General features: G+C 46.2%; 18 protein-coding genes and 1 pseudogene. 10 read left to right on the top strand and 9 right to left on the bottom strand.

The window, feature by feature from the left end; translation table 11 throughout:
- Positions 1-268 precede the first annotated feature (268 nt).
- The 3 genes from QUA90_RS15745 to rnhA all read right to left on the bottom strand — a co-directional run bounded on the left by QUA90_RS15745 (position 269) and on the right by rnhA (position 2,647).
- Positions 269-733 (bottom strand): DUF3037 domain-containing protein, encoded by a 465-nt coding sequence (locus tag QUA90_RS15745; protein WP_333446448.1) that lies wholly within the window; start codon positions 731-733, stop codon positions 269-271.
- Complete coding sequence (locus tag QUA90_RS15740) at positions 711-1,499, bottom strand: HipA family kinase (protein ID WP_333446446.1); 789 nt, start codon at positions 1,497-1,499, stop codon at positions 711-713. Before QUA90_RS15740 ends, QUA90_RS15745 begins: the two co-directional genes overlap by 23 nt.
- Positions 1,500-1,741: 242 nt before the next feature.
- Positions 1,742-2,647, bottom strand: coding sequence for a ribonuclease HI (gene rnhA / locus QUA90_RS15735; protein ID WP_333446444.1), 906 nt, complete (start codon positions 2,645-2,647; stop codon positions 1,742-1,744).
- A gap of 81 nt (positions 2,648-2,728) precedes the next feature.
- On the opposite strand from rnhA, the gene QUA90_RS15730 reads away from it, so the two are divergent.
- The gene (locus tag QUA90_RS15730) at positions 2,729-7,555 is read left to right on the top strand and encodes a CHAT domain-containing protein (protein ID WP_333446442.1); all 4,827 of its coding nucleotides are present in this window, start codon (positions 2,729-2,731) and stop codon (positions 7,553-7,555) included.
- Between the two features lie 10 nt (positions 7,556-7,565).
- Entirely contained in the window at positions 7,566-7,691 is a 126-nt protein-coding gene (locus tag QUA90_RS15725; protein WP_333446440.1) for a hypothetical protein, read from the top strand.
- Between the two features lie 291 nt (positions 7,692-7,982).
- Here the strand turns inward: QUA90_RS15725 and rph are convergent, their stop codons facing one another.
- Together rph and QUA90_RS15715 are read right to left on the bottom strand one after the other, a co-directional pair.
- The gene (rph, locus tag QUA90_RS15720; RefSeq protein WP_333446438.1) at positions 7,983-8,702 is read right to left on the bottom strand and encodes a ribonuclease PH; all 720 of its coding nucleotides are present in this window, start codon (positions 8,700-8,702) and stop codon (positions 7,983-7,985) included.
- A gap of 123 nt (positions 8,703-8,825) precedes the next feature.
- Entirely contained in the window at positions 8,826-9,392 is a 567-nt protein-coding gene (locus tag QUA90_RS15715) for a nucleoside monophosphate kinase (RefSeq protein WP_333446436.1), read from the bottom strand.
- A 356-nt stretch (positions 9,393-9,748) separates the two neighbouring features.
- Between QUA90_RS15715 and QUA90_RS15710 the strand changes: the two genes are divergently transcribed.
- Entirely contained in the window at positions 9,749-10,276 is a 528-nt protein-coding gene (locus QUA90_RS15710) for a P-loop NTPase family protein (protein ID WP_333446434.1), read from the top strand.
- A 128-nt stretch (positions 10,277-10,404) separates the two neighbouring features.
- Here QUA90_RS15710 and QUA90_RS15705 read toward each other — a convergent pair whose 3' ends face one another.
- Both QUA90_RS15705 and QUA90_RS15700 read right to left on the bottom strand, forming a co-directional pair.
- Complete coding sequence (locus QUA90_RS15705; RefSeq protein ID WP_333446432.1) at positions 10,405-10,668, bottom strand: hypothetical protein; 264 nt, start codon at positions 10,666-10,668, stop codon at positions 10,405-10,407.
- Positions 10,669-10,886: 218 nt separating this feature from the next.
- Positions 10,887-12,386, bottom strand: a complete 1,500-nt coding sequence (locus tag QUA90_RS15700; RefSeq protein ID WP_333446430.1) for a GUN4 domain-containing protein — start codon at positions 12,384-12,386, stop codon at positions 10,887-10,889.
- A gap of 609 nt (positions 12,387-12,995) precedes the next feature.
- Between QUA90_RS15700 and QUA90_RS15695 the strand changes: the two genes are divergently transcribed.
- The gene (locus tag QUA90_RS15695; protein WP_333446428.1) at positions 12,996-14,447 is read left to right on the top strand and encodes a hypothetical protein; all 1,452 of its coding nucleotides are present in this window, start codon (positions 12,996-12,998) and stop codon (positions 14,445-14,447) included.
- 13 nt (positions 14,448-14,460) lie between these two features.
- Here the strand turns inward: QUA90_RS15695 and QUA90_RS15690 are convergent.
- A pseudogene (locus QUA90_RS15690) lies at positions 14,461-14,601 on the bottom strand (IS5/IS1182 family transposase); the annotation flags it as partial.
- A 350-nt stretch (positions 14,602-14,951) separates the two neighbouring features.
- Positions 14,952-15,083: a hypothetical protein gene (locus QUA90_RS15685; RefSeq protein WP_333446426.1), complete on the bottom strand. Its 132-nt coding sequence runs from the start codon at positions 15,081-15,083 to the stop codon at positions 14,952-14,954.
- 390 nt (positions 15,084-15,473) lie between these two features.
- Between QUA90_RS15685 and QUA90_RS15680 the strand changes: the two genes are divergently transcribed.
- The 6 genes from QUA90_RS15680 to QUA90_RS15655 all read left to right on the top strand — a co-directional run bounded on the left by QUA90_RS15680 (position 15,474) and on the right by QUA90_RS15655 (position 22,993).
- A complete protein-coding gene (locus QUA90_RS15680; protein WP_333446424.1) occupies positions 15,474-18,299 on the top strand; it encodes an ATP-binding protein in 2,826 nt (941 codons plus the stop codon).
- Complete coding sequence (locus QUA90_RS15675; RefSeq protein ID WP_333446422.1) at positions 18,296-19,687, top strand: response regulator; 1,392 nt, start codon at positions 18,296-18,298, stop codon at positions 19,685-19,687. Before QUA90_RS15680 ends, QUA90_RS15675 begins: the two co-directional genes overlap by 4 nt.
- 71 nt (positions 19,688-19,758) lie before the next feature.
- On the top strand, positions 19,759-19,908 hold the full coding sequence (locus QUA90_RS15670) for a thiamine S protein (protein ID WP_333446420.1): 150 nt from the start codon (positions 19,759-19,761) through the stop codon (positions 19,906-19,908).
- Positions 19,909-20,394: 486 nt separating this feature from the next.
- Entirely contained in the window at positions 20,395-20,862 is a 468-nt protein-coding gene (gene rimP, locus QUA90_RS15665) for a ribosome maturation factor RimP (protein WP_333040953.1), read from the top strand.
- Positions 20,863-21,132: 270 nt separating this feature from the next.
- Positions 21,133-22,416, top strand: coding sequence for a transcription termination factor NusA (gene nusA, locus QUA90_RS15660; RefSeq protein ID WP_333082451.1), 1,284 nt, complete (start codon positions 21,133-21,135; stop codon positions 22,414-22,416).
- A 262-nt stretch (positions 22,417-22,678) separates the two neighbouring features.
- Positions 22,679-22,993: a YlxR family protein gene (locus tag QUA90_RS15655; protein WP_333057840.1), complete on the top strand. Its 315-nt coding sequence runs from the start codon at positions 22,679-22,681 to the stop codon at positions 22,991-22,993.
- The last annotated feature ends 198 nt before the right edge of the window (positions 22,994-23,191 follow it).

Below are 23,191 nucleotides of genomic sequence, written 5' to 3'. Positions count from 1 at the left end.
CTTTTTTTGGCATAGGGGGTTTGGCGTCCCTGTGAATCGGCTGCCCTTAATTATAACTAATTATCCGAACCTGATATTAATCTGTGTTTATCTGCCCTCATCTGCGGTAAAAAAAAGAGAATGTATTAACCGCCCCGGACAAGGGATTGACGCTGATTCACGCAGATGAAGAGAAAAGAGATATGAATAATTCGGATATTCTGGCTGTTTTTGGAAATCGATAGCTCGCCCAGCAAGCTCAAAGCAGCATCTAACCGACAAGCTGACGCTAACTAGAGTGCGATCGCACCTCCTGAGAGTCATTTCTCACCTCTAGCAACTGAGCCTTTACAGATGGTTTTCGGCATGAGGATCGCACCATTGTATCGAGCAAGTGTTCGATCGCACCCGGTAAACTCTCGCAAAAACCAGTGTGTACCCGCGATGTCTGAACGCTCGTGCTGCGGGGTGCTACGAGCCAGTGAAAGCGCTCTCTGTGGGGAAGTTGACCGATCGCGCCAGAGTCCTTACCGCCTGCACAAATGATGGGAATGACTGCTAGGTGATTGCGAATCATTTCCAGATCCAACGTTGAGTCGATCGCCATCAAGCGCTGTTCATCAATTTCGATACGGGCTTCGAGGAATTTTTTCGTACCGCAGGAAACTATCGCCCCCACGTTGATAAACTCCTCGCGCTCAACTTTGGGAACGACGCGGATAATAGCGTAATCATAAAGAAATCGATCGGGCACTAATCGCTTCCTCCAAAAAAATATGTGGTGATTCTAGCCGATTTAGCAGGTACTCGATATAAGCATCCCGATGTTGATTGCTCTCACTGAAAGGAGAATCTCCCACCAGCCAAGTATCAGGAATTAGTTTAACAATGTTGCTAATGATGTCCGGGGTTAGCGTTTGAGTCATCTTTGAATTTGCCGCTTCCAGCGTACTGGCAAAACGCAGCAGAACGTGGTCTTTGATTGGCGGAAAACGATCGCGGCTGCGGGAGAGATAATCTTTCCAAGTGTGCTGGAAGTAGAGGGCTGCACCGTGATCGATCAGCCAAAGCCGGCGGTGCCATACCAGCATATTTGCATTGCGCGGCGTGCGATCGATGTTGGTCACAAAAGCATCGAACCAGACGATTTCTGAGGCCAAATCCGCCTCGGACTTACCCGCTATCGGGTCAAATGTGATGGAACCGGGGAGATAGTCGAGGGCGAGGTTGAGGCCCGCGCTTGCTCGGATCAAATCTTGAATTTCCGGGTCAGGCTCAGTGCGAGCCAGTTCGGGATCGAGTTCAACAAAGACGAGTTCGGGGATTGGGAGCCCGGAGGCGCGAGCAATTTCTCCCGCCACTAACTCCGCGATCAGAGATTTGGCTCCCTGGCCCGCACCGCGAAATTTGAGCACGTACATACCATCATCATCTGCTTCGACGATCGCGGGTAGCGACCCGCCCTCGCGCAAGGGAGTGACATATCTGGTAGCAGTGACTGTTCGCAAGCTGATACTCATGCTATTTTAGATTTTCTATTTGAGATTTTCGATGAGAAATCACTGATTTTATAAGGGTTTGGATCGCAGGTTTACAGTTGGATTCTTGATTTTAACTAAGACTGATGTTAAGTAGTCTGTTTACTAAACTGATGACTAAAAGGACACAACAATGTTGTGTCCCTACAGAATTTTGCCAAATCTTGCTTTGAGACAGTCATTAGTCATCAGTTATTAATCAACTAATAACTCATGACTAACCACTAATCAGTTGTACTAACGTGGTCGATTCTCTCTAATTGCCAGAGAATTTGGTTGCCTTCGCGCCGCACCCGCGAAACTACCCAATTTCGCCACACCCAATTGTCTCCGCGACTGGTGACAGCGCTGGCATTTACATCCATCAAATCAGCCAGTTCAGAACTGGTAATCAAGTAGCCTTTCGTCGCAACCTCGTCGGCGATGTGCAACGTTTCGATCAGATTGCGGAGGTCCTGAACCCTCACCTCGCGGGGCAAGTTCTCCAGGGTATCGGCAGTTGAATCCATCATGGTAGAGTTGGAGATCGGAAGGTCAGAAGTTATGACATAGGATTCTATCGTTTTGTTACCAGTTACGTCCGTTTCTTCCGAAACAATTGTGTTGTCAAAGTGTAGGGGCAGTGCCCCCGTGCCCGCCCTGGCCTCGTCTCCCGTTGGTTTCTGCTGTTGCAGTTCGGGAGTGAGATTGTGCGAGAAGCTGCGGGCGATTTCATCGCATCTGTCGTTGTAGAAGTCGCCGGAGTGGCCTCGGACGTGTTCCCACTTGATTTGTCGCGAATTCAGCTTGTCTAGCCGGTGCCAAAGGTCTTGGTTGACAACATCTTTGCCCGTTGAGGTTTTCCAGCCTTTATTTTTCCAGCCTTGAATCCATTTGGTGATGCCGTTTTTAACGTATTCGCTGTCGGTGTAAACGGTGACTGGTTCGGTTTGACCGGAATTGGCAAAAAATTCCAGCGCAGCGACGGCAGCCTGCATTTCCATGCGGTTGTTAGTGGTTTGGGGGTCTGCACCTCCGAGTTCGTGACACTTGCCGTCGGCGAAGCAAACTACTGCACCCCAGCCACCTGGGCCTGGGTTGCCGGAACAAGCGCCGTCTGTGTAGAGGCTTTTGATTTTGGGAGTTGTCATGAGCGAATTAATGTGTAATTTAGAGGTAAGTTGTTTGCAAGTGCAATAATTAAGGCAATTGAGATAGTTTTACTTCCTGCTATGAAAAATGCCAACTTAAAGATTAAAAAGGTTGCGCTATTTATTTGTCCCTTTTCTTTGTTAATTTTTAATACTTTCGCGCAAGCACAGCCCATAGTGCCTGCTGCTGACGGTACGGGTACTGTTGTCACCCCCAGCGGCAACCGCTATGATATCAACGGCGGCAGTTTGTCGGGAGACGGCGCGAATCTTTTTCACAGTTTTGGGCAGTTTGGCTTGAATGAAGGTCAAATTGCTAATTTTCTGACTAATTCGGCTATTCAGAATATATTAGCTCGAATTGCTGGCGGGGACGCTTCGCTAATTAACGGTTTAATTACTGTCACGGGCGGCAATTCTAATCTTTTTCTAATTAATCCTGCGGGGATTGTGTTTGGCCCGAACGCGAGTTTGAATGTGCCGGCGGCTTTTACAGCAACTACTGCTACTGGTGTCGGTTTTGGTTCAAATTGGTTTAATGCTGCGGGTACAAATAATTTTAGCGCCTTGGTTGGTACGCCAAATGCTTTTTATTTTGGTGCGGGTGTACCGGGAAGTATTGTTAATGCTGGCAATTTAGCGGTGACTCCTGGGCAAAATTTGGCTTTGCTTGGCGGTACGGTTGTTAGTACCGGGCAGTTGTCGGCTGCGGGCGGGCAAATTACTGTTGCTGCGGTTCCGGGAGATCAGGTTCTCCGCATTAGTCAACCGGGGCATTTGTTGAGTTTGGAAATAGCAACGGGCGGAAATTTTGGTAGTTTTCAACAGACTTTGAATCCTATTTCTTTGCCGCAGTTGCTGACAGGTACTGGGCAAAATCAGGCTGCGGGTGTTGCGGTTGCGGATGACGGTTCTGTGCGGCTTGTGGCTTCTGGTTTGCAGGTGAATTCTGGGGATGTGGCGATTGCTGCTAATGTGTCTGGGCTACCGCAGTTGAATGCGGGAAGTGCGAATTTATGGGCTGCGGAAAATCTCACGTTAGCGGGCGCTAGGCTGCAAACTACGGGGGATTTGAGTTTGCTGGGTGGGGATGCGGTGCGGGTCAGAGACAGCGCCCAGAATCCTTTTTTGGCGCAGGCTGGGGGGAATTTATACATTCAAGGCGATCGCACTATTGATATTCTCACTCAAAATGCGATCGGCGGCTTATCTCTTCCCCCGCAATTCCAAAGCGGCGGCAATTTGAGTTTGGTTAGCAACGGTGTTATTTCGGGGGATGCCCACTTTGTTTCGGGTGGCAATTTTTCGATTCGCAATTGGTCGGGAATGCCGGGAAACTTTGTCAGTTTATTTGACCCGATTATCAGTTCGGAAGGAGATGTTTTCTTTGGAGATTATACCGGAGTTTCGCTGAAAGTCGAGGCAAGGGGGAGCATTGTTGCTGAGGATATTACAATTACCGGCCCCGATATTGCATTGGGTAGGGAAAATGTGAGTGGTGATCCAGATATTGCTATTTTAACCAGCAGTCCGGCCTTAATTCTGCGGGCTGGAGTGGCAAATTTGCTAAATCCTGTTAGTAACAGTTTAGGTGAAGATTCAATATTTACAAGTCCACTTTTATCAAGCAATTTGATTTCTGTTGAAAATATTTCGGCAGGCGGGCCGGTGATTTTGTCTGCGCCGGGAAGTATCGCAACTAGAGATATTAATGGCGGTCAAATAAATCTCGAAAGCAGGGAAGCAGGAGTGCTAGTTGGGGGCAGATTAACGTCTAGTTCGATAATTAATATTCAAGCTAATGACAATATTATATTGACAAATGACATTTCTCGTGCTGATATCAACGGCAGTATTAGTCTGAATACTGTTCGAGGCAATATAGTAACAGGGTCGATCGATACTGGGACTTCCGGGGCGATCGAACTCACAGCTTTTGGCAATGTCAATTTTGGGACTTTGCAGGGATCTAATGTTAATGTTACCAGTAACTCCGGGGCATTGGGGGTTTTGAGGGATGCCAATACCATTGTGCCTAATACTACACCTGTCAATATCACAGCAACTGAGAATATCAATTTGACAGCTTTTAGGGATTTAACGGTAGGCAATCTCACCGCTGCGACTGTCAATGCTAGCAGTAGCAATGGGATTGTTAATACGGGGGCGATCGCTACTTCTGGAGATGTCAGAATTATAGCGGCACAGGAGGCAATAAACACAGGGGCAATAACTGTTAATCCTGTCGCCACAAATCCAGTTAATCCCATTATCCCTACAGTCAATCTGGACGCCCAAACTAATATTAGCGTTGATTCCATCAATGCTCCGGCGGCTAGGATTGCTTTGAGAGCAACCAGCAACTTAAATGCAGGGAGTTTGCTGGGGGGTTCAGTCGATCTCAATAGCGATCAGGGAAATATTGCGATCGGCAATACTACATCTCTTGGGAATATTAATATAATAGGTTCGGGAAATGTAAATTCAGGGGATTTGCTGGGAACAAAAGTTAATGTAAATAGCACTTCTGGAATTATTGATATTGGCTCCGCTACAGCGACAGAAAATACTGTCAATTTAACAGCGCTGCTGGATGTAACTTCAGGAGAGTTGCGGGGAGTAGGAGTTAATGTAACTAGCAATACGGGAAGTATTGATATTGGCAATACGGACGCTACAACAGGAAATGTCAGTTTGACAACTTCTGGCAATGTAAATTCAGGAGATTTGCGGGGAGTTGAAGTTGATGTCACTAGCAGCAGGGGAACTGTCAGCACCGGCAATATCGATGCTTTGGGAATTGTGAGGATTTTAGCCGGAAACGAAATCAGAATTGGGCGAATAAATGTTAATCCGATTGGGTTTGATAGAGCTCCGACAGTCACTCTTAATGCCCAAAATGATATCAGTGTTGCATCGATCAATGCTCCGGGTGGTAATGTTGAGCTCGCAACTCCGGGTTTAGTTCGAGTGACGGGTACTTTTAACCAAAACGCCACTCCTGTTAGCGTCTCGACTCTTGGTGGCACTCAACCCGGTACAGTTACGATCCGCCACGGCGGCGGCGATGTCAATCCGCCAATACCTTTTGCGGTGGGAGATGCGACGACTAACGGTACTGCTGGGGCGATCGCCAGCAATGCTTTAGGTACGATTACTCAAGGGCAATCTTTCATAAATTCTTACACTCAAGGCAATAGTGCGATCGTCACTACCAATCAACCAACCATCAACGAGCCCATAGATCAACCTAATCCTATAGATCAACCTAATCCCATAGATCAACCTAATCCCATAGATCAACCTAATCCCATAGATCAACCTAATCCCATAGATCGACCTAATCCCATAGATCGACCTAATCCCATAGATCGACCTAATCCCATAGATCGACCTAATCCCATAGATCAACCTAATCGCAATAACTCAAATTCCCCCCCAATATTACCAAGGGATAGATTTCCATTAGATAGAGGGCGATCGCTTTTTCCCGATCGCAACCAACCCTTTAGTCGCGAACAGCGGCAGAACCAAAACAGAATATCGCGAGATATAGGAAAACCCGGAGAAAGGATGCCCCCCGAAAGAATGCAATTTCCCAGAGGAATCAGAAATTTCATCGATTCAAAAATCCGAGATTCTGTTATTCAGTCAGCATTTCGCGGCGACATCGGCAGGAATTTGGAGGCAGGGAAAATATCGGCAGCTTTGTCTCTGCTGGACAAATCTTTCAGCCAAGAATTCGGGGAATATTTAGGCATCAACATCAGCAACGAGTTGGTATCCCCAGAGGAAATTCAAAAAAAGTTAGCATCCGTGGGTGCACAAACCGGCACGAAACCCAGCTTAATTTATCTGTTCTCGCAGCCCGAAGAATTAAATTTAATGCTGATAACTTCTTGCGGTGAAGTGGTTCACAAAAGTGTGCCGTCAGCGAACCGACAAGAACTTCTGAAAGTTGTAAATGAGTTCAGGGGTGAGATTACTAAACCGGGAGTGCGGGCTACTACGAGTTATCTACCATCTTCCCAACAGCTTTATAAGTGGATGATTGCGCCTTTAGAGGACAGTTTGAAAAGCTGCGAAACCGATACTATTTCCTTTGTTGTCGATCGAGGTTTGAGAGGTATGCCCTTTGCTGCTTTACACGACGGACAGCAATTTTTGGTGGAAAAGTACAATCTCAGCCTGATGCCCAGCATTAATTTAACAGATACTCGCTACGTCGATCTCAGAAATTCTCAAGTTTTAGCAATGGGTGCCTCGGAATTTTCCGAGTTGAATCCTTTACCTGCCGTTCCTGCTGAAATAGCGGCTATTTCCCGAGAGTGGCCGGGAGTTAGTTTTCTGAATGAGGATTTCACTTTGGAGAATTTGAAGCGACAGCATCAAAGCCGACCTTTTGGGGTTATTCACTTAGCTACTCACGGCGAATTTCGACCTGGAGTACCGAATAATTCTTTTATTCAGTTGTGGAATAGTCGGCTGCGACTGGATCAATTGCGGGATTTGAGATTGAATGATCCGCAGGTGAATATGTTAGTTTTAAGTGCTTGTCGGACTGCGGTGGGAGATGCACAGGCGGAGTTGGGTTTTGGGGGGTTGGCGCTGCAAGCGGGGGTGCAAACGGCTTTGGGGAGTTTGTGGTACGTGAGTGATGAAGGTACTTTGGGATTGATGAGTGAGTTTTACCAGCAGTTGAAGACGGCGCGAATTAAGGGGGCGGCGCTGCGACAAGCGCAAATTGCGATGTTGCGGGGAGATGTGCGTTTGGAGGGTGGCCGATTGCGGGGTTCGAGTCGGGGTGAGGGGGTGGAGTTACCAGCTTCGCTGCAAGGGTTTGCGGATTTAAAGTTGTCGCATCCTTATTATTGGTCGGCTTTTGTGATGATTGGGAGTCCTTGGTGATTAGTGATTAGTGATTTGTTATTCGTTGGATATCAATAATTTTGTGGGAAAAGTCGATCGCCCGCAAGCAAGTTCCGAGTGCGATCGCCCTGTTCACTATTTTTTATGCCGAGTCCGCCACCACCCGATCGCTTGATATCGTTTCCGATTGCACCGGAATTATTATATAGAGGACACGGCGCCAGGCCAATTTGTGTCAACTTAACGTCAAACCCGCAGTCCGCCAGAGGTTTAAACCCCTGGCGGTATTTGGGGTTAAGTGATATTTCGGATTAAATTGACACCAATCAATGGGCACTGACGTGTCCCTAAAAAAGCTTACTGTCGCACTTGCACCAAAGAAACCCGGTTTTTTTTTTACCAAATCTACTGACTGAAACGAAGTATTATCGTCAAAACCGGGTTTCTGGACTCCCATGCGTAAGTCCTACTGAACTAAAGCTTGCCGCTGAGCCTCCAACAATTCCTGAATTCCAGTTTCTGCCAAATCCAAAATTTGATTTAACTGACTCCGACTAAAACTTCCCTCTTCCGCAGTTCCCTGAATTTCGATGATATTTAAATCTCCATTCATTACCACATTACAATCAATTTCAGCCGCCACATCTTCAACATAATTCAAATCTAAAAACGGCTCGCCTTCCAAAAGTCCCACAGACACGGCCGCCACTTGACGAATAAGGGGCGATCGCACTAAATCACCTTTTTGCACCAACTTATTCAAAGCATCAGCCACAGCCACAAACCCGCCAGTAATTGAAGTCGTGCGAGTCCCAGCGTCCGCTTGCAAAACATCCGCATCGACAAGTATTGTGCGTTCCCCCAATAGTTGCATATCCAAGCACGATCGCAAACTGCGCCCAATCAACCGCTGAATCTCTTGAGTCCGCCCCGATAATTTCATAAATTCCCGCTCTTGTCGCTGCGGTGTAGATCCCGGCAACATTCGGTATTCCGCTGTCAGCCAACCTTGTCCGGTATTCTCCAGAAATTTAGGCACTCCCGGCTTGATTGTAACGCTGCAAAGTACCTGAGTATCGCCACTTTTCGCGAGCACGGAACCGCTAGCAAATTTGGTAAACTGTCGATCGAAACTAATCGGACGAATTTGATTTGGTAGTCTGCCATCGGGACGTTGGAAAGACATAATATTTAGGTGATTGGTAATAGGTAATTAGGCATTAAAACTTTAAAAGTTGGTATTAATATTCCGGTTTTTTTGATGCGGTAAATATGCAGTCATTCAATCTAAAATCTAAAATCTAAAATCTTATGCCGATTGGCCCTTAGCATCGATTAATTTGAGAATATCCTGCTGGACTTGTTGTGGGGATTGATCGCCATCAATAGTTAACAGTTTGTTGCGGTATTCGTAATACTCTAAAAGAGGAATAGTGCGTTCGTGGAACAAATCAAGCCGACGCTGTAAAATTTCAGGGTGGTCATCCGCTCGATCGCGATCGAGCGACCTGCTCAGCAAAACCTCGATCGGCACTTTCAGCCAAACTGCCCAATCTAGCTCCTGCGCCAAATCCTCTAATAAAAAATCCAACTCCTCAGCTTGAAAAGCCGTTCGCGGATAGCCCTCCAACACCCAGCCATTAAAGACATCCCACAGCAGCAGTCGGCGGCGAAAGAATTGAATCATAGTTGCGTCGGGAACTAATTCCCCTCTTTCGACATAAGACACCGCCAGCTTGCCTAAATCTGTGTCTTCTGCGATCGCCTCCCGTAGAATGTCCCCCACAGCCAGCAAAGGAAGGCTCAAATTGCTGCACAGTAGTTCAGCCTGCGTTCCCTTTCCCGCTCCTGGCCCTCCCAGAATCACCACTCTCACAGTCTCTGCTCCTAGTGCCGCGACATTCAAATTTTACGCGATGTGTGTACCTTTTCTTCAAAGCCCTGGACGCCGCAAGACTCTCATCACCTTGGTTTTTCACCCTATAACTGTATAAATGTCAAGCTCCACGCCGTATTTTGGTAAAAAACCCCGTTTCTGCCTAAGTGCTAATTGAGTTCAAAAATCGAACAAACGACTGCGAATGCCACTGCCGCGAGCTTTTGACAACTTGTATATATAGTGTTTGATCCGATGTGCACTCGGCCCCGTACACTATATATTGTCAAGCAGGCTTCAGCCACGCCAAGGTCGGAGCTGCACTCAAGACTTAGTTGCTGATTAAATATTGCCCTATGGTTGCTCAGTTACAAACCCCTAAACTCAATTTAACCCACAGCTTGCCCTACACAGTTCAAGGGCTGGTGCAAGTCTTTACAGGCCCGCACCGCTGCTTTTTTACCAGTGTCATGGCTCAAGCCCTCAGAATTGCAGGACAGGGAGCTCCCGTGCTGGCGGTGCAGTTTCTCAAAGGGGGAATTAATCAAGGGCACCAGCATCCGGTGCGGCTGGGGCAAAATTTAGATTGGGTGCGCTGCGATTTGTCACGCTGCATTGAGAATGCCGACTTAGATGAGCTGGAGACGCGATCGATCGAACAATTGTGGCAGTATGTTCAAAATGCGGTGTGCGAAGGCCGTTATTCCTTAGTTATTCTCGATGAATTGAGTTTAGCGGTTAATTTGGGCTTGATTCCCGAAGCCGAAGTGGTGGCATTGATTGACAACAAGCCGCATCATTTGGATATGATTTTTACCGGGCCATCCATGCCCCAAAGAATTTTGGATGTTGCCGACCAAATTACTGAAATTCGCCGCAGTTAAGGAAAATGATTCAATTTGCGATCGCCTGTTTAGCGATCGCATTTTTTATGTAAAAAAACAGTATCTAAAAAAAAAGGCGATCGCTTAGCTCAAAGAGCGATCGCACGCTGATCAATTTACCAGCGACGTTACGCTTGAACTACCGGATCGAAGACAACACTCAATCGATCCGCCGGCACCATCCGCTTGAGAATTTTCAAATGACCGTCTGCATCAGACCAACTGCGAAACTCACCCACAACCACCTTTTCCACATTTGGAAGCGAGCGAACTATAGTCCACGGCTTGAGACGTTTTTCTTGCAACATACTAAATAAATCTCCTTGGTAAATTGGAGCCAAAGCCAGTCCCCATGGTTTGCCACCGCCCAGGGCTGGCTTTTGACTTTGCAAACTTGCCCTTCTCTAAGAACATAGCACAAAAAAAATGGTTTGTGATTATATCTTATTTTCCCCTTTTTTTAGAGCTAATTTCTACATAACAAATGATTAAACTCAAAACTTGTTAACTCTTTAATTCGCAACTCAAAACTATTTCATGACTAACACTTCGACTTCGCTTGGGGTGCAGTCTGACTAATAAATTCTGCCTTCTACCTTCTACCTTCATTCTACAAATCCCGCCGCGACAGCAGAAACCAGATCCCACCCAAACCCAAAACACCGCACAAAACCCCGCCTTCCCATCCAAAAACAGTCCCCCCCGGCAAATGTCCAGGCTTTGCTTTAGAAGTAAAATTCAGCTCTGAATAGTATACCCACTGGCTGTTAACCCGCCAGCCCACTCGATCGCCAAACTTCTCCCAAACTGTAGCATCATAAACACCAGGCTTTCCCCCCAACTTGAGCCACAAACCCTTTTGCACAGAAAAACCGAATCTGCGGTGACTGTGCCGCACCCAAAGTTGATCGATAGTCTGCAAATCCTTAGCTGGAAACTTCCTAATATCTTCCTCACTCAAATAACCCCGTGAATTTTGCTGCATCACCTCCAGCATTTTCACAGAAGTTTCCTCATCAGCACCACGCCAATTTTTAGCAGCCAGCAGCCTGGCCAAGTGAGAATAATCAATACCTTTTTCCGACTCTAAATTCACAGAAACTAGCTGAGTATCAGTCACAGGTTGAGTCGGAACCGAAGGACTAACAACAGTTGCCTGCTGCGACTTTTCCAGGACTGGGACAACAACAACAGGAGGTTTTAAAGCATCCAAAACTTCCACAGCCGATTTGTAGCGATCTTTAACATATTCCTGAATCAACTTATCTAAAACCTGACCTAAATCGTCGCTAATTTGTGTTCCTTTTGGCAAAGCCTCCCTCCAAAGCCACCGGCCTTCAAGCGGATCGTAAAGGTCATCGTGAATGTCCCCGTAGATATCCAGATAAGGCATAACAGAAGTCAGCAAGCGAATGCAAGTCACCCCCAAACTATAAAGGTCGCTAGCAGGAACAGCCCTACCGTGACGCTGTTCTAGAGCCGCGTAGCCAGGAGTTCCCAACTTAGTTCCTGTTTTGGTCGGAGCAGCAGCTACTACCTGTTTAGAAACCCCAAAATCTATCAGCACTAACTTACGATCGCGAGATCGGCGGATCACATTCTCAGGCTTAATATCACGGTGAATTACATTTCGGTCGTGAACAAACTTCAATAAAGGCAACAAATCTAACAGCAGTTCGCAAGTTTTGATTTCGCTATAAGCACCGTACTTATCTAACTCATCCTTTAAATTATTGCCATCAATAAACTCTTGGACTAAATACAAGCGCCCATCTTCCTCAAAATAAGAAATTAACTGAGGAATTTGCGGGTGCTTCAGTTCGTATAACCGCCTTGCCTCTTGTTCAAACAGTCGAACATATTTTTTAAAATGACCCGGTTTCCGCTGAAACTCTTGAGGGGGTGACAACTGTTTAATCACGCACAATTCCTCAAATTTTCCATGATTAACAGCTCGGAAAGTCCTGCCAAATCCCCCATCGCGTAGCGGTTCAGTTGCTGAATAAAGGTCTTTTAGTAGCAGCTTTGAACCACAATTAAGACAATACTTTGTGCCTGGTGGGTTCTGACGCTTGTCTCTTGGGCAATCGAGATTAAGGCAGTATGTCATATATTAAAAAAATGCGAACAAAATTATACTCAGGGTTTTATATTATTCAAGAGTCCGATCGCGAGCTGGTTTTTCTAGGGGCGAGACCTCGAACCTTACGGAGGCGACAGCCACCCTCGCGATCAGAGGGGGCGCTCTCACCAGACTGCCCCTGAGCAAGTATAACTCTCTTGAGGGTTTGACCTCAAACTCGAAGTCCTCATCTAACCTTAGACTCCCCTGCGTGCAATACATTTGATTTAGCGGTCAAAGAGCCACCAGATCAAACAGAAATAGTAATTTATTACCAGCCGCGTGAGTTCTGCAACGCCAAAAAAACTGAGGATTCTGCCTGAGATATAATTTTATTACCAGAGAGAAGCACACTAACGGGAGCCACAGCTTCCGTCAACTTCGATCGGCTTTAATATTTTAGCAGCATCAATTATTACCTAACCAGACGGAATCAACAATCCAAAACTCCCCAACAAACGCACGTTAAAATAAAGACTAGCTTCCGCGATCGCAATCCGAGCGCCACCAGACAATTAGCCAGTTTTCCCTCTTTCCTTTTTTCAGCTATTACCAGTTACATCTATTTCCATAGGTCTACTTAATTAGGAACCGTCAGTGACACCAAAACTACAGCCCTCTCCCACTCCAAACTCCCGCAAAAAATCACCAAAAGTCCCCTGGTTCGAGCGGTTCATGGCACTGGTTGCCCTAGGAAATTTAAGCCTAATATTATTTGACATAACTTACGTCCCCGGGCGAGATTTCTACCTCCGGCAACTGCCAGTTCTAACTCAAGTATACGACCCATTTAAAGGAATTAAACCCCACCGAGACACCCAGCAATATCTAGAAACCTTAGAAGAATTAAAAATTCAAGTAGTGCAAACAGGATTGCCCTCTCCCCAAGTAGCAGCCAAATTGCAGGAAATAAACAATCTGAGCGCGAAAATGATCGACGAAGATCCCTTTCGAGTAGCATCAAAAAGTGGCACCCTAGAAAAAATCAAAGACCGGATGCGCGATCGCGTCCCGAATCCGCAAGACTCCGCTAAACAATCATTCCAAAGATTCTGGAGCCAAGACTATTTAAACAAACAAGGCTGGCAAAAAGAAATCAAGTGGTTTGACGCCAAAATCAAGCCATTAATCGCCACCAACTATTTCCGCGAGATTGGAGAAAACGGTGAATTCACCGATAACTTCTGGCTAATCGACCTGCCATTCATTGCCATATTTGCGATCGAATTTCTAGCCCGTACCTACTTGATCAGCCGCCGCCACCGCAGCGTCACTTGGCGATCGGCCATGCTCTGGCGATGGTACGACATCTTCCTGCTGCTCCCATTCTGGCGCCTGTTGCGAGTATTACCCGTCACAATTCGCATCCACCAAGCCAAAATGCCGGATCTCCAACCCATACGCACCCAAATCAGCCGAGGTTTCGTCGCCAACTTCGCCCAAGAATTGACCGAAGTTGTAGTAATTCAACTGATCAATCAGATGCAACAATCAATTACCACAGGCGAACTGGCTCGTCAACTATTTCAATCTAAAAAACAGCGCTATCTAGACATCAACAATATCAATGAAATAGAAGCGATCGCCACCCATCTCGTGCAAATAACCGTCTACAAAGTCCTTCCCCAACTTCAGCCAGACCTAGAAGCCCTTCTCCGGTACAATATTGAAAGCTTCCTCAAACAATCCCCCCTCTATCAAGGATGGAAGCAAGTACCCGGCTTGGGAAACCTGCCCGAACAGCTAGCACAGCAATTAGTTGCAGAACTCTCAAAATTAGTCACTCTCGGCCCCCAAGATGCCTACGAAGCCTTCAAAATCGCCAGCGAAGACCCCATAAGCATCAAACTCTCAAGCCAGCTAGTCCAACATTTCGGGCAAGCTTTAGGAACCGAACTGCAACAGCAACAAACCTGGCAAGAAATACAACTGCTGCTGTGCGACTTCCTAGAAGAGTTCAAAATCAACTACATTCAGCGGTTGAGCGAAGAAGACTTCGAGAAAATTTTAGAACAAGCCAAAGAACTGCAACGGATAGCCCCGCGTTAGGGCGTGTCATGACTCGGAAGTCCGCAAACCGTTCGGGCAAGTCTCCCCACGCGATGCCCGCGCGGTAGCGGTACAAAACCGCTTCCACGAACAACCGATTGTAGGCACGCTATCCCCCCACAGCAACTTCTCCTCCGCGCCACAAATCTTTGATCCTTTCCCACTGTTAATCCCGTAGGGCATAACGCTGGCTTTTTACGGCGATCGAATCCTTCTAGTCGGCTGTATCTCTCCTTTACCTTCCTTTACATTAACTGATGACAAACCCTAGCCTCTAGGATTTGAAAAAGCTTTAAATCCTTGCCAGCCCTGTGTTTACCTCTAATACCAAATTCACTATTAAGCTTAGATAGTTTCCCAGAATTAAAACAATAGCCCTAACCCTCTTGTGTGTCATAATCCCCTCTGCTCCAGCGCTCTACTTATTTTTTTCTTCCCCAATTAGCAATTAGCAATTACCCTGCTGTAACTCCTGCAAATGAAACTTGCTGGAATTGTAAAGTTTCATGTGCGATGGCATTCTCTACCAGAGTTATCTGCAGGGTTGTGCATCACATCTTCAGCGCGGTAGTGAGTTAGACCGCCGTTAGGGTTCTCACCGGCCTGGGCTGTCATGTTGTTAGCGAGAAAGGTCATTTTTTTTAGACGTAGATTATATCAATTTATATGTAAGTTTGATGATATTCTACTTTTTAGAGTCAATCTGTAAAGTAAAGTTAAAAACTACTACAACTAGCTCTAAACCAAGTAATCTATTAGATATGATTGCTAACTGGTTTCCTAAAGGCTAAAAAAAATTACCAATGCTAGAAAAAAATCAGGTGCGTCAGTATCTTTAGTCCGATTTTATTATACCCATTCCAGAAAAAAATACGTAAGTAGCCATTCTTGTTTAAGCAAGTTACTGTCTCAAACTTTTCACTAACTATTATAGATTGCTTTTCAATATATATTTCCTCAGCCTCATTTCACTAAATCCTCTGAGATTTTTTAGCCAACTCCTTACCCCAGGAGTAACACCAATCAATGTCACAGACCTCTGCAACCACTTTCCTGTCAAACCGTTTTAAAAAAAAGGTGTCCCTGCGCCTAATTTTAGTATTCCCATTCGTTCTGCAAATATTTGTCGCCGTCGGGCTGACAGGCTGGCTATCCTTACGCAACGGGCAACAAGCAGTCAACGAAGTGGCCAGCCAGTTGCGGAGTGAAATTACGGCCCGCATCCAGCAGCAGCTCAACACATACCTAGACACAGCCCCTCGCGTCAATCAACTAAATGCCAATGCCCTTCGACTAGGGTACTTAAATCCCGACGAATTGGAGAGTACGGAGCGCTATTTGTGGGAGCAAATTCAAGTCTTTCCTTCTCTGCCCAATATGGGTTTTGCTAGTAAAACTGGAGAATTCATTGCCATTGAACGCCAAGAGAATGGCAAAGTAGTTTTTAAAATAGCAGACAAAGAGCATCGGAATGAACTTCATATTTATGAATCTGATAGCAAAGGCAATCAAACGAAGCTCTTAACAGTCTCCCGCAACTACAATATACTCAGCCGTTCATGGTATAAAGACAGTGTACGCTTAGGCAAACCCACATGGAGCGAAATTTTTTCGCTTATAGGTCAGAAAACACTCTCGCTTCCTACCGGACATCCAGTTTATGACGAAAGTGGCGAGCTGCGCGGGGTATTCGTTGCTAATTTTCTGATCTCTTTCCTCAGTGACTTCCTGCACAGCTTAAACATCGGTCGTTCGGGACAGACATTCATTATGGAACGTTCGGGACTCCTAGTAGCCAGTTCAACTCTCAAAGAACCATTTATCACCAACAAAGACACGCTCGATCGCCTGAATGCTTTAGATAGCACAGATGATTTAATTCGGCGGACAACAGCCCATTTAAAAGAACGCTTTGGCGACCTCACTAAAATTAATAGCTCTCAACAATTGGATTTTACGATCGCCGGCCAGCGGGAATTCCTCCAAGTTATGCCCTTTCAGGATAGCCGAGGATTGGACTGGCTGATCGTCGTCGTCGTTCCTGAAAGCGATTTCATGGATCAAATTAACGCCAATACCCAGACTACCATTTTGTTGTGTTTGGGAGCCTTGGCGCTGGCTACCGTTCTGGGAATCTTAACCGCACGCTGGATTACCAGCCCGATTCTCCGTTTGAGCGAAGCTTCTAGGGCGATCGCAAGTGGCGACTTAGAGAAAAATGTGCAGGTAAAAGGCGTAGAAGAACTCGAAGTTCTGGGGCAGTCTTTCAACCTTATGGCACAACAGTTGCGCGAATCCTTTGAGGCGCTAGCCAAGACCAATTCCGAGCTAGAAATCCGAGTAGAAGAACGCACCGCTGAACTCACGGAAGCCAAACAAATCGCCGATAGTGCAAACCAAGCTAAAAGTGAATTTTTAGCGAATATGAGTCACGAATTGAGAACACCACTCAATGGAATTTTAGGATACGCTCAAATCCTAGAACGCTCAAAAACGATGGCTCCGAAGGAACTCCAAGGCATCAGTATTATTCACCAGTGTGGCTCCCACCTGTTAACCCTGATCAATGACATCTTAGACCTCGCTAAAATTGAAGCCCAGAAATTGGAACTGTACGAGAAAGATTTCCATTTTCCTTCCTTTTTGCAAGGAGTCGCAGAAATCTGCCGCATCCGAGCCGAACAAAAAGGAATTGCTTTTGTTTATCAACCCAGTTCTGAAATGCCTGTTGGCATCCACGCTGACGAAAAACGCTTGCGACAGGTACTCATTAACTTACTGAGCAATGCAATTAAGTTTACCGACGGTGGAGGGGTGACTTTTAAGATAGAACATCTGGAAAAGGGGACAGGTGCAAAGGTACAAAGCCATAACCAAAAGCCAGCCTCACCAATTCACAAAATTCGGTTTCAAATAGAAGATACTGGCCTTGGTATGACACCAGAACAATTAAAAAAAATATTTTTGCCTTTTGAACAGGTAGGAGATAGCAAGCGTCAGGCGGAAGGAACCGGACTCGGTTTAACAATTAGCCAGAAAATTGTTGAAATGATGGGTAGTATCATTCAAGTAAAAAGTCAGTCAGGACGAGGCAGTGTTTTTTGGATAGATTTGGATTTACGGGAAGCGACAGACTGGGCAAATACAACCACGATTGCCAACCACAGAAAGCTGGTTGGCTACCAAGGTAGAAAGCAAAAAGTTTTGGTTGTGGATGACAAATGGGAAAACATCTCGGTCATTGTCAATCTCCTGGAACCCCTCGGCTTTGAAGTAACCGAAGCTAAAAACGGTCAAGAAGCTTTAGAAAAAATAGAAGAGTGTAAGTTTGATCTGATTATCACTGACTTGGTGATGCCAGTGTTAGATGGCTTTGAGATGATGCGCCGTATCCGAAATTTGTCACACTATAAAGACCTAGCAATCATTGCTTCATCTGCCAGTGTATTTGCTACCGATCAACATAAAAGTTTGGAGGGGGGAGCAAACGATTTTCTCGGTAAGCCAGTGCAGGCAGAAGAGCTATTTGAGATGTTGCAAAAGTATTTAAAACTTGAATGGATATATGACGAACAAAAAAATGAAAAAATCAGTAATATTCCCTTTTCCTCTGATCCTCAATCACTTTCTGAATCCAATTCTGTAGTTGCTCCCCCGCCCGGAGAAATTGAACTCCTACTTGAACTGGCGATGAGAGGCAACGTGAAAGGAATTGTGAAGCGCAGCGAACACATAGAGAAATTGGATCAGAAATTTGTTTCCTTTGCTGTTGAGCTGCGCCAGTTAGCCCAAGGCTATCAGGTCAAAAAAATCAAAGAGTTTATTACATCCCACAGAATAGAAAAAGAATGAAGGCAACAAATATGGAAACAAGTAGCATCTTAATCGTCGATGATAATCCTAGCAATCTGGACGTGCTTTCTGAAGCTTTAGCGGGTTCGGGATGGGAGATATTGGTAGCAACTGATGGCGAAACTGCCATCGAACAGGCTGAATATACTCAGCCTGATTTGATTCTGTTAGATGTAATGATGCCAGGAATTGACGGGTTTGAAACCTGCCATCGCCTGAAGGAAAGTCCGTTGACGAACGAAATTTCGGTAATTTTTATGACTGCTCTTTCTGACATAGGAGATAAGGTCAAAGGCTTTAATCTAGGGGCTGTGGATTACATTACTAAGCCCTTTGACCAAAAGGAGGTGTTAGCTCGCGTCAATCTCCATTTAAAACTGCGTTCTCTTACTAAAATTCTTGCAGATCAAAATCTGCTTCTCAAACGGGAAATAGAAGACCGGCTCGCAGCAGAAGCAGCGTTACATCAGCTCGCGCAGGAGTTAGAAAAACGGGTAGAAGAACGAACGGCGGAACTTTCTCAAGCTTTGGATAATCTTAAAAAAGCTCAAGTGCAAATAGTTCAAAGTGAAAAGATGGCTTGCCTTGGTCAACTTGTAGCTGGGGTGGCTCACGAAATCAACAATCCAGTTAGTTTTATATCCAATAATATCCCTATTGCCAAGGAATATATTGCTGATTTAATCGGGATGACTCGGCTTTGCCAGCACAACGTTACTTCAACATCAGAATTTGAGGATAAGTGCCAAGAGATTGAGTTAGATTTTATTGTTGAAGATTTGCCAAAAATTATTGATTCAATGGCGGTAGGAACAGAGCGACTTTACAATCTTTCTATGTCACTGCGTAATTTCTCTCGGTTGGATACATCGGCACTAACGCCAGTGAATATTCACGATGGGCTAGATAGTACCCTGTTGATTTTAGGTCATCGATTGAAAGGTAAAGGCACTCGCCCAGCTATTAAGGTTATTAAAGAGTACGGCGAATTACCGCTGGTCGAGTGCTATCCTGGGCAAATTAATCAGGTGTTTATGAATGTATTAGCGAATGCAATTGATGCTTTAGAAGAGTCTACGATCAGTTGTCCGCTCTGCGGGGAAAAGCAACAGAGCAATGACAACCCACAGATTCGGATCTCCACTGAAATGCTTCAGGGCGACAGAGTTGTGATTCGGATTGCTGATAATGGGCTGGGGATAACGCCGGAGATAATGCAGCATTTATTTACGCCGATGTTTACTACAAAATCAGTGGGTAAAGGAACAGGTTTAGGCTTGTCTATTAGCCGTGAGATTGTAGAAGCAAAACATGGTGGTACGCTGACCTGCATTTCCTCGCCCGAATGGGGAGTAGAGTTTGTAATTGAGCTTCCTATTCAGCATTAGTAATGGGGATTTTTTATGGTGAATCTTAGTTTGGCTGTTTGGTCAATATACTGTTAATTTGACGATCGCCCATGTCGAATCTACCAATCACCCTCACTGTCAGACTCTTCGCCACCTATCAAGAAGCAGAGGGCTTGTCCGAACTAAAATTAGAATTTCCCAAAGAAACTCCCATATCGCAAGTCCTAAAACGCCTGAGTGCCACTCCCCCACTGTTCTAGGATCGATCGCACCCGATCACGGTATCCACCAGGAATTTGCCCTCGCCCCACTCCAAAACGGCGATCAAGTCCTCCTCATTCCCCCTGTCAGCTTTTCCCTTCTGCCCTCGGACAGTCGGCCGATGCCGATCGGTTTGTCACCGGGCGGGCGATCGAGCTAAACTGAGAACTGAGGCCTCCCTTCGATCGGAAGAAGTCCTCAAACTTCTTGGAAGAAATTGTTTTACCTAGGAGTGGGTCAAGCCCACTTTTTTTGTTGCATTAGTCGCAGGAAAAGAGCTCAGGGCGTCTGACTTGCAAGTTGAGGACTGATTTAGTAGGGGTACCCCCCCGCTTGAGATCCCCTGCTGGGATGTTGGGTAAGTCCCAAAGTTGAAGACGAAAGTCGCAGCCACCTAATCAAACCACCTCAAAGCCAAGCAATCTCAACACCAAATTTTTCCTTGCCCGTGTCCGAGTTCAGGAGTTTTAACTTAAGTATTCGATATGACTCATCCCCTAATCCCACAAATCATTGACTTAGCTACCCCCGTTGCGGAAACACTGGGATTGGAAGTAGTGGGAGCAGTGTTTCACACCAACCAAAATCCTCCCGTCTTGCGGGTAGACATCCGCAACCTCCAACAAGACACTGGTTTAGCCGACTGCGAGCGCATGAGCACAGCCCTCGATGCTGAGTTAGAGGCAGCCGACATCATACCCGATGCCTACGTGCTAGAGATTTCCAGTCCCGGAATATCCCGATTGCTCAGCAGCGATCGAGAATTTATTACCTTTAAAGGTTTCCCCGTGACAGCCAAAACCACCGAACCGGACTCGCGAATCAAAGAGTGGAAAGGACTACTCCTGGGCCGAGATGAAACAGCGGTTTATCTCAATCAAAAAGGGCGACAGGTTAAAATTCCCCGCCCTCAGATTGTCAAAGTTGAATTAGACGAAGGCAAGGAGATGTAAAGGGAAATTTTGAGTTTTGAGTTTTGAGTTTTGAGTTTTGAGATTGCCTCGCAGCAAGCTGAAAACGCTTGGCTGCGAGTTAATTTTTAACAATCATATCTGTAGCAGCGGGTTGAACAGGGACAACAAATAAATTGTTACAGCAACGATTTCCCCTAATCCTATTCAGGAACTCATCACTCCTCTGTCATCACTTCTACTTGAAAATTCCCCAGTACCAATTACCGATTACCAGTTACTTATTACCACAGCAAAAAAGGAGTGTTTTATATGTCAATGGTTCCCCTGCCCGGACTAAAAGAAATGGTCGAAGGTATTAGCAAAGAACGCAATTTACCTAAACACGCCGTCCAAGCAGCCTTGCGAGAAGCCCTGCTCAAAGGATACGAACGCTACCGCCGTACCCAAAAACTCGATCACTTCAGCGAAGAATACTTCGACAACTTTGATGTAGAACTCGACGCCGAACAAGAAGGTTTCCGCGTTTTAGCCAACAAAACTATTGTCGAAGAAGTCATCAATCCCGATCACGAAATCTCACTTTCGGAAGTGCAAGAAGTAGCTACGGAAGCTCAGCCTGGGAGCATCGTGCTCGTAGACGTAACACCAAATCAAAAAGAATTTGGTCGCATGGCCGCGATCCAAACCAAACAAGTTCTAGCTCAAAAACTGCGCGATCAACAGCGCAAAATGATTCAAGAAGAGTTTAAAGATTTAGAAGAAACTGTTCTTCAAGCAAGAGTGCTGAGGTTTGAGAGGCAGTCGGTAATTTTAGCAGTTACCAGCAGCTTCGGTCAGCCAGAAGTAGATGCCGAACTCCCTAAGCGCGAACAGTTGCCCAACGACAATTACCGGGCCAACGCTACATTCAAGGTTTATCTCAAAAAAGTAGGCGAAGGCTCAACTCGTGGGCCGCAGTTACTTGTTTCTAGAGCCGACGCAGGTTTGGTGGTTTACCTGTTTGCTAACGAAGTACCAGAAATAGAAGACGGGGTGGTGAGGATTGTCGCCGTGGCCAGGGAGGCAAATCCGCCCTCCCGGCACGTCGGCCCCCGGACTAAAATAGCAGTTGATACTCTCGATCGCGACGTAGACCCCGTAGGAGCCTGCATCGGAGCGCGGGGATCGCGGATTCAGGTAGTAGTCAACGAATTGCGCGGCGAAAAAATCGACGTGATCCGCTGGTCTCCAGACCCAGCAACTTATATTGCTAACGCTCTGAGTCCCGCTAGAGTAGATGAAGTGCGTTTAGTTGCTCCAGAAGGCAGGAGAGCTCACATTTTGGTCGCTGAAGACCAACTGAGTCTTGCCATTGGCAAAGAAGGTCAGAACGTCCGTCTCGCAGCCCGCCTGACAGGTTGGAAAATCGATATCAAAGATATTGCTAAGTACGATCGCGCCGCCGAAGACAGCAAATTGGCAGCAGAAGCAACTAGGCTCGAAGAACTAGCAGGCGACTACGACGCAGACGAAGCAGGCTACTACGACGAGGAAACCGCAGAATTTGAGGAAGAGGAGGCAGCCGCGACGGAGGAAACCGAAGCTGCAGTCTAAAAACTGTGACATTTACCGAAGAAGAATTCAGAATTCAGGAGCCAGAATCCAGCATGGGTTGTGTGCGACAGGATGGAGAATCGAGCTTTAAAGCCCCCGATTTTAATCGTGGAGCCGAAAAAATTCTTTCCGTGACCCTTACCCCTGACTTGGGGCATGGCGTATTTTGAATTCTGAATTCTGTCTTCTGACTCCTTGTCATAAGATTTTCTATCTTCGCCAGACAAGGAGGATTTGTCCCCTACTTCCCCTCTCACAAGAAATGAAACCGAACTACCGGTGCTGTGCAAGTTGTCGAAAAATAGCTCCTAAGGAAGCTTTTTGGCGAGTAGTCAGGCTCTATCCTTCTCATCAGGTACAATTAGATCGTGGCATGGGCCGTTCTGCTTACCTTTGTCGGGAAGCAGAATGCCTCAAAGCAGCTCAGAAAAAAAATCGACTTGGGCGATCGCTCAAAGCGCCTGTGTCTGACGAACTGTACCAAACACTTTGGCAGCGTTTAGCCACATCTGACTGTACATCTTACTCTGGCCTAGCCGGACGAAAAACCGACAATAGTTCGGCATCGACTGTATAAACCCTCTTGGCAGCCCTACCAGTAATTACCGGTAGCGCCAGCTATAAAACCCCAATCCGATCTGCCCACCAGTCTGGAAAGATTTGTGTCAGATTAGATAAGGGTAGGGTACTAGCAGAGGTATCCTCAAGGTGGAAAGGCAAACTTTGAAGCTTGAGAGAGTGGGTTTTGCCAAAACTCAGACTTCGGAGTTCCAAG

It is taken from the genome of Microcoleus sp. D3_18_C4, from assembly GCF_036702355.1.
GTDB lineage: Bacteria > Cyanobacteriota > Cyanobacteriia > Cyanobacteriales > Microcoleaceae > Microcoleus.
Note: the sequence above shows the minus strand (reverse complement) of the source record. Positions and strands in the feature narration are given on the sequence as shown.

Coding starts and splice junctions, on each gene's coding strand:
- QUA90_RS15740 (WP_333446446.1), bottom strand. CDS start 1,499: ATGAGTATCAGCTTGCGAACAGTCACTGCTACCAGATATGTCACTCCC.
- rnhA (WP_333446444.1), bottom strand. CDS start 2,647: ATGACAACTCCCAAAATCAAAAGCCTCTACACAGACGGCGCTTGTTCC.
- QUA90_RS15730 (WP_333446442.1), top strand. CDS start 2,729: ATGAAAAATGCCAACTTAAAGATTAAAAAGGTTGCGCTATTTATTTGT.
- rph (WP_333446438.1), bottom strand. CDS start 8,702: ATGTCTTTCCAACGTCCCGATGGCAGACTACCAAATCAAATTCGTCCG.
- QUA90_RS15710 (WP_333446434.1), top strand. CDS start 9,749: ATGGTTGCTCAGTTACAAACCCCTAAACTCAATTTAACCCACAGCTTG.
- QUA90_RS15700 (WP_333446430.1), bottom strand. CDS start 12,386: ATGACATACTGCCTTAATCTCGATTGCCCAAGAGACAAGCGTCAGAAC.
- QUA90_RS15685 (WP_333446426.1), bottom strand. CDS start 15,083: ATGACCTTTCTCGCTAACAACATGACAGCCCAGGCCGGTGAGAACCCT.
- QUA90_RS15680 (WP_333446424.1), top strand. CDS start 15,474: ATGTCACAGACCTCTGCAACCACTTTCCTGTCAAACCGTTTTAAAAAA.
- QUA90_RS15675 (WP_333446422.1), top strand. CDS start 18,296: ATGAAGGCAACAAATATGGAAACAAGTAGCATCTTAATCGTCGATGAT.
- QUA90_RS15670 (WP_333446420.1), top strand. CDS start 19,759: ATGTCGAATCTACCAATCACCCTCACTGTCAGACTCTTCGCCACCTAT.
- rimP (WP_333040953.1), top strand. CDS start 20,395: ATGACTCATCCCCTAATCCCACAAATCATTGACTTAGCTACCCCCGTT.
- nusA (WP_333082451.1), top strand. CDS start 21,133: ATGTCAATGGTTCCCCTGCCCGGACTAAAAGAAATGGTCGAAGGTATT.
- QUA90_RS15655 (WP_333057840.1), top strand. CDS start 22,679: ATGAAACCGAACTACCGGTGCTGTGCAAGTTGTCGAAAAATAGCTCCT.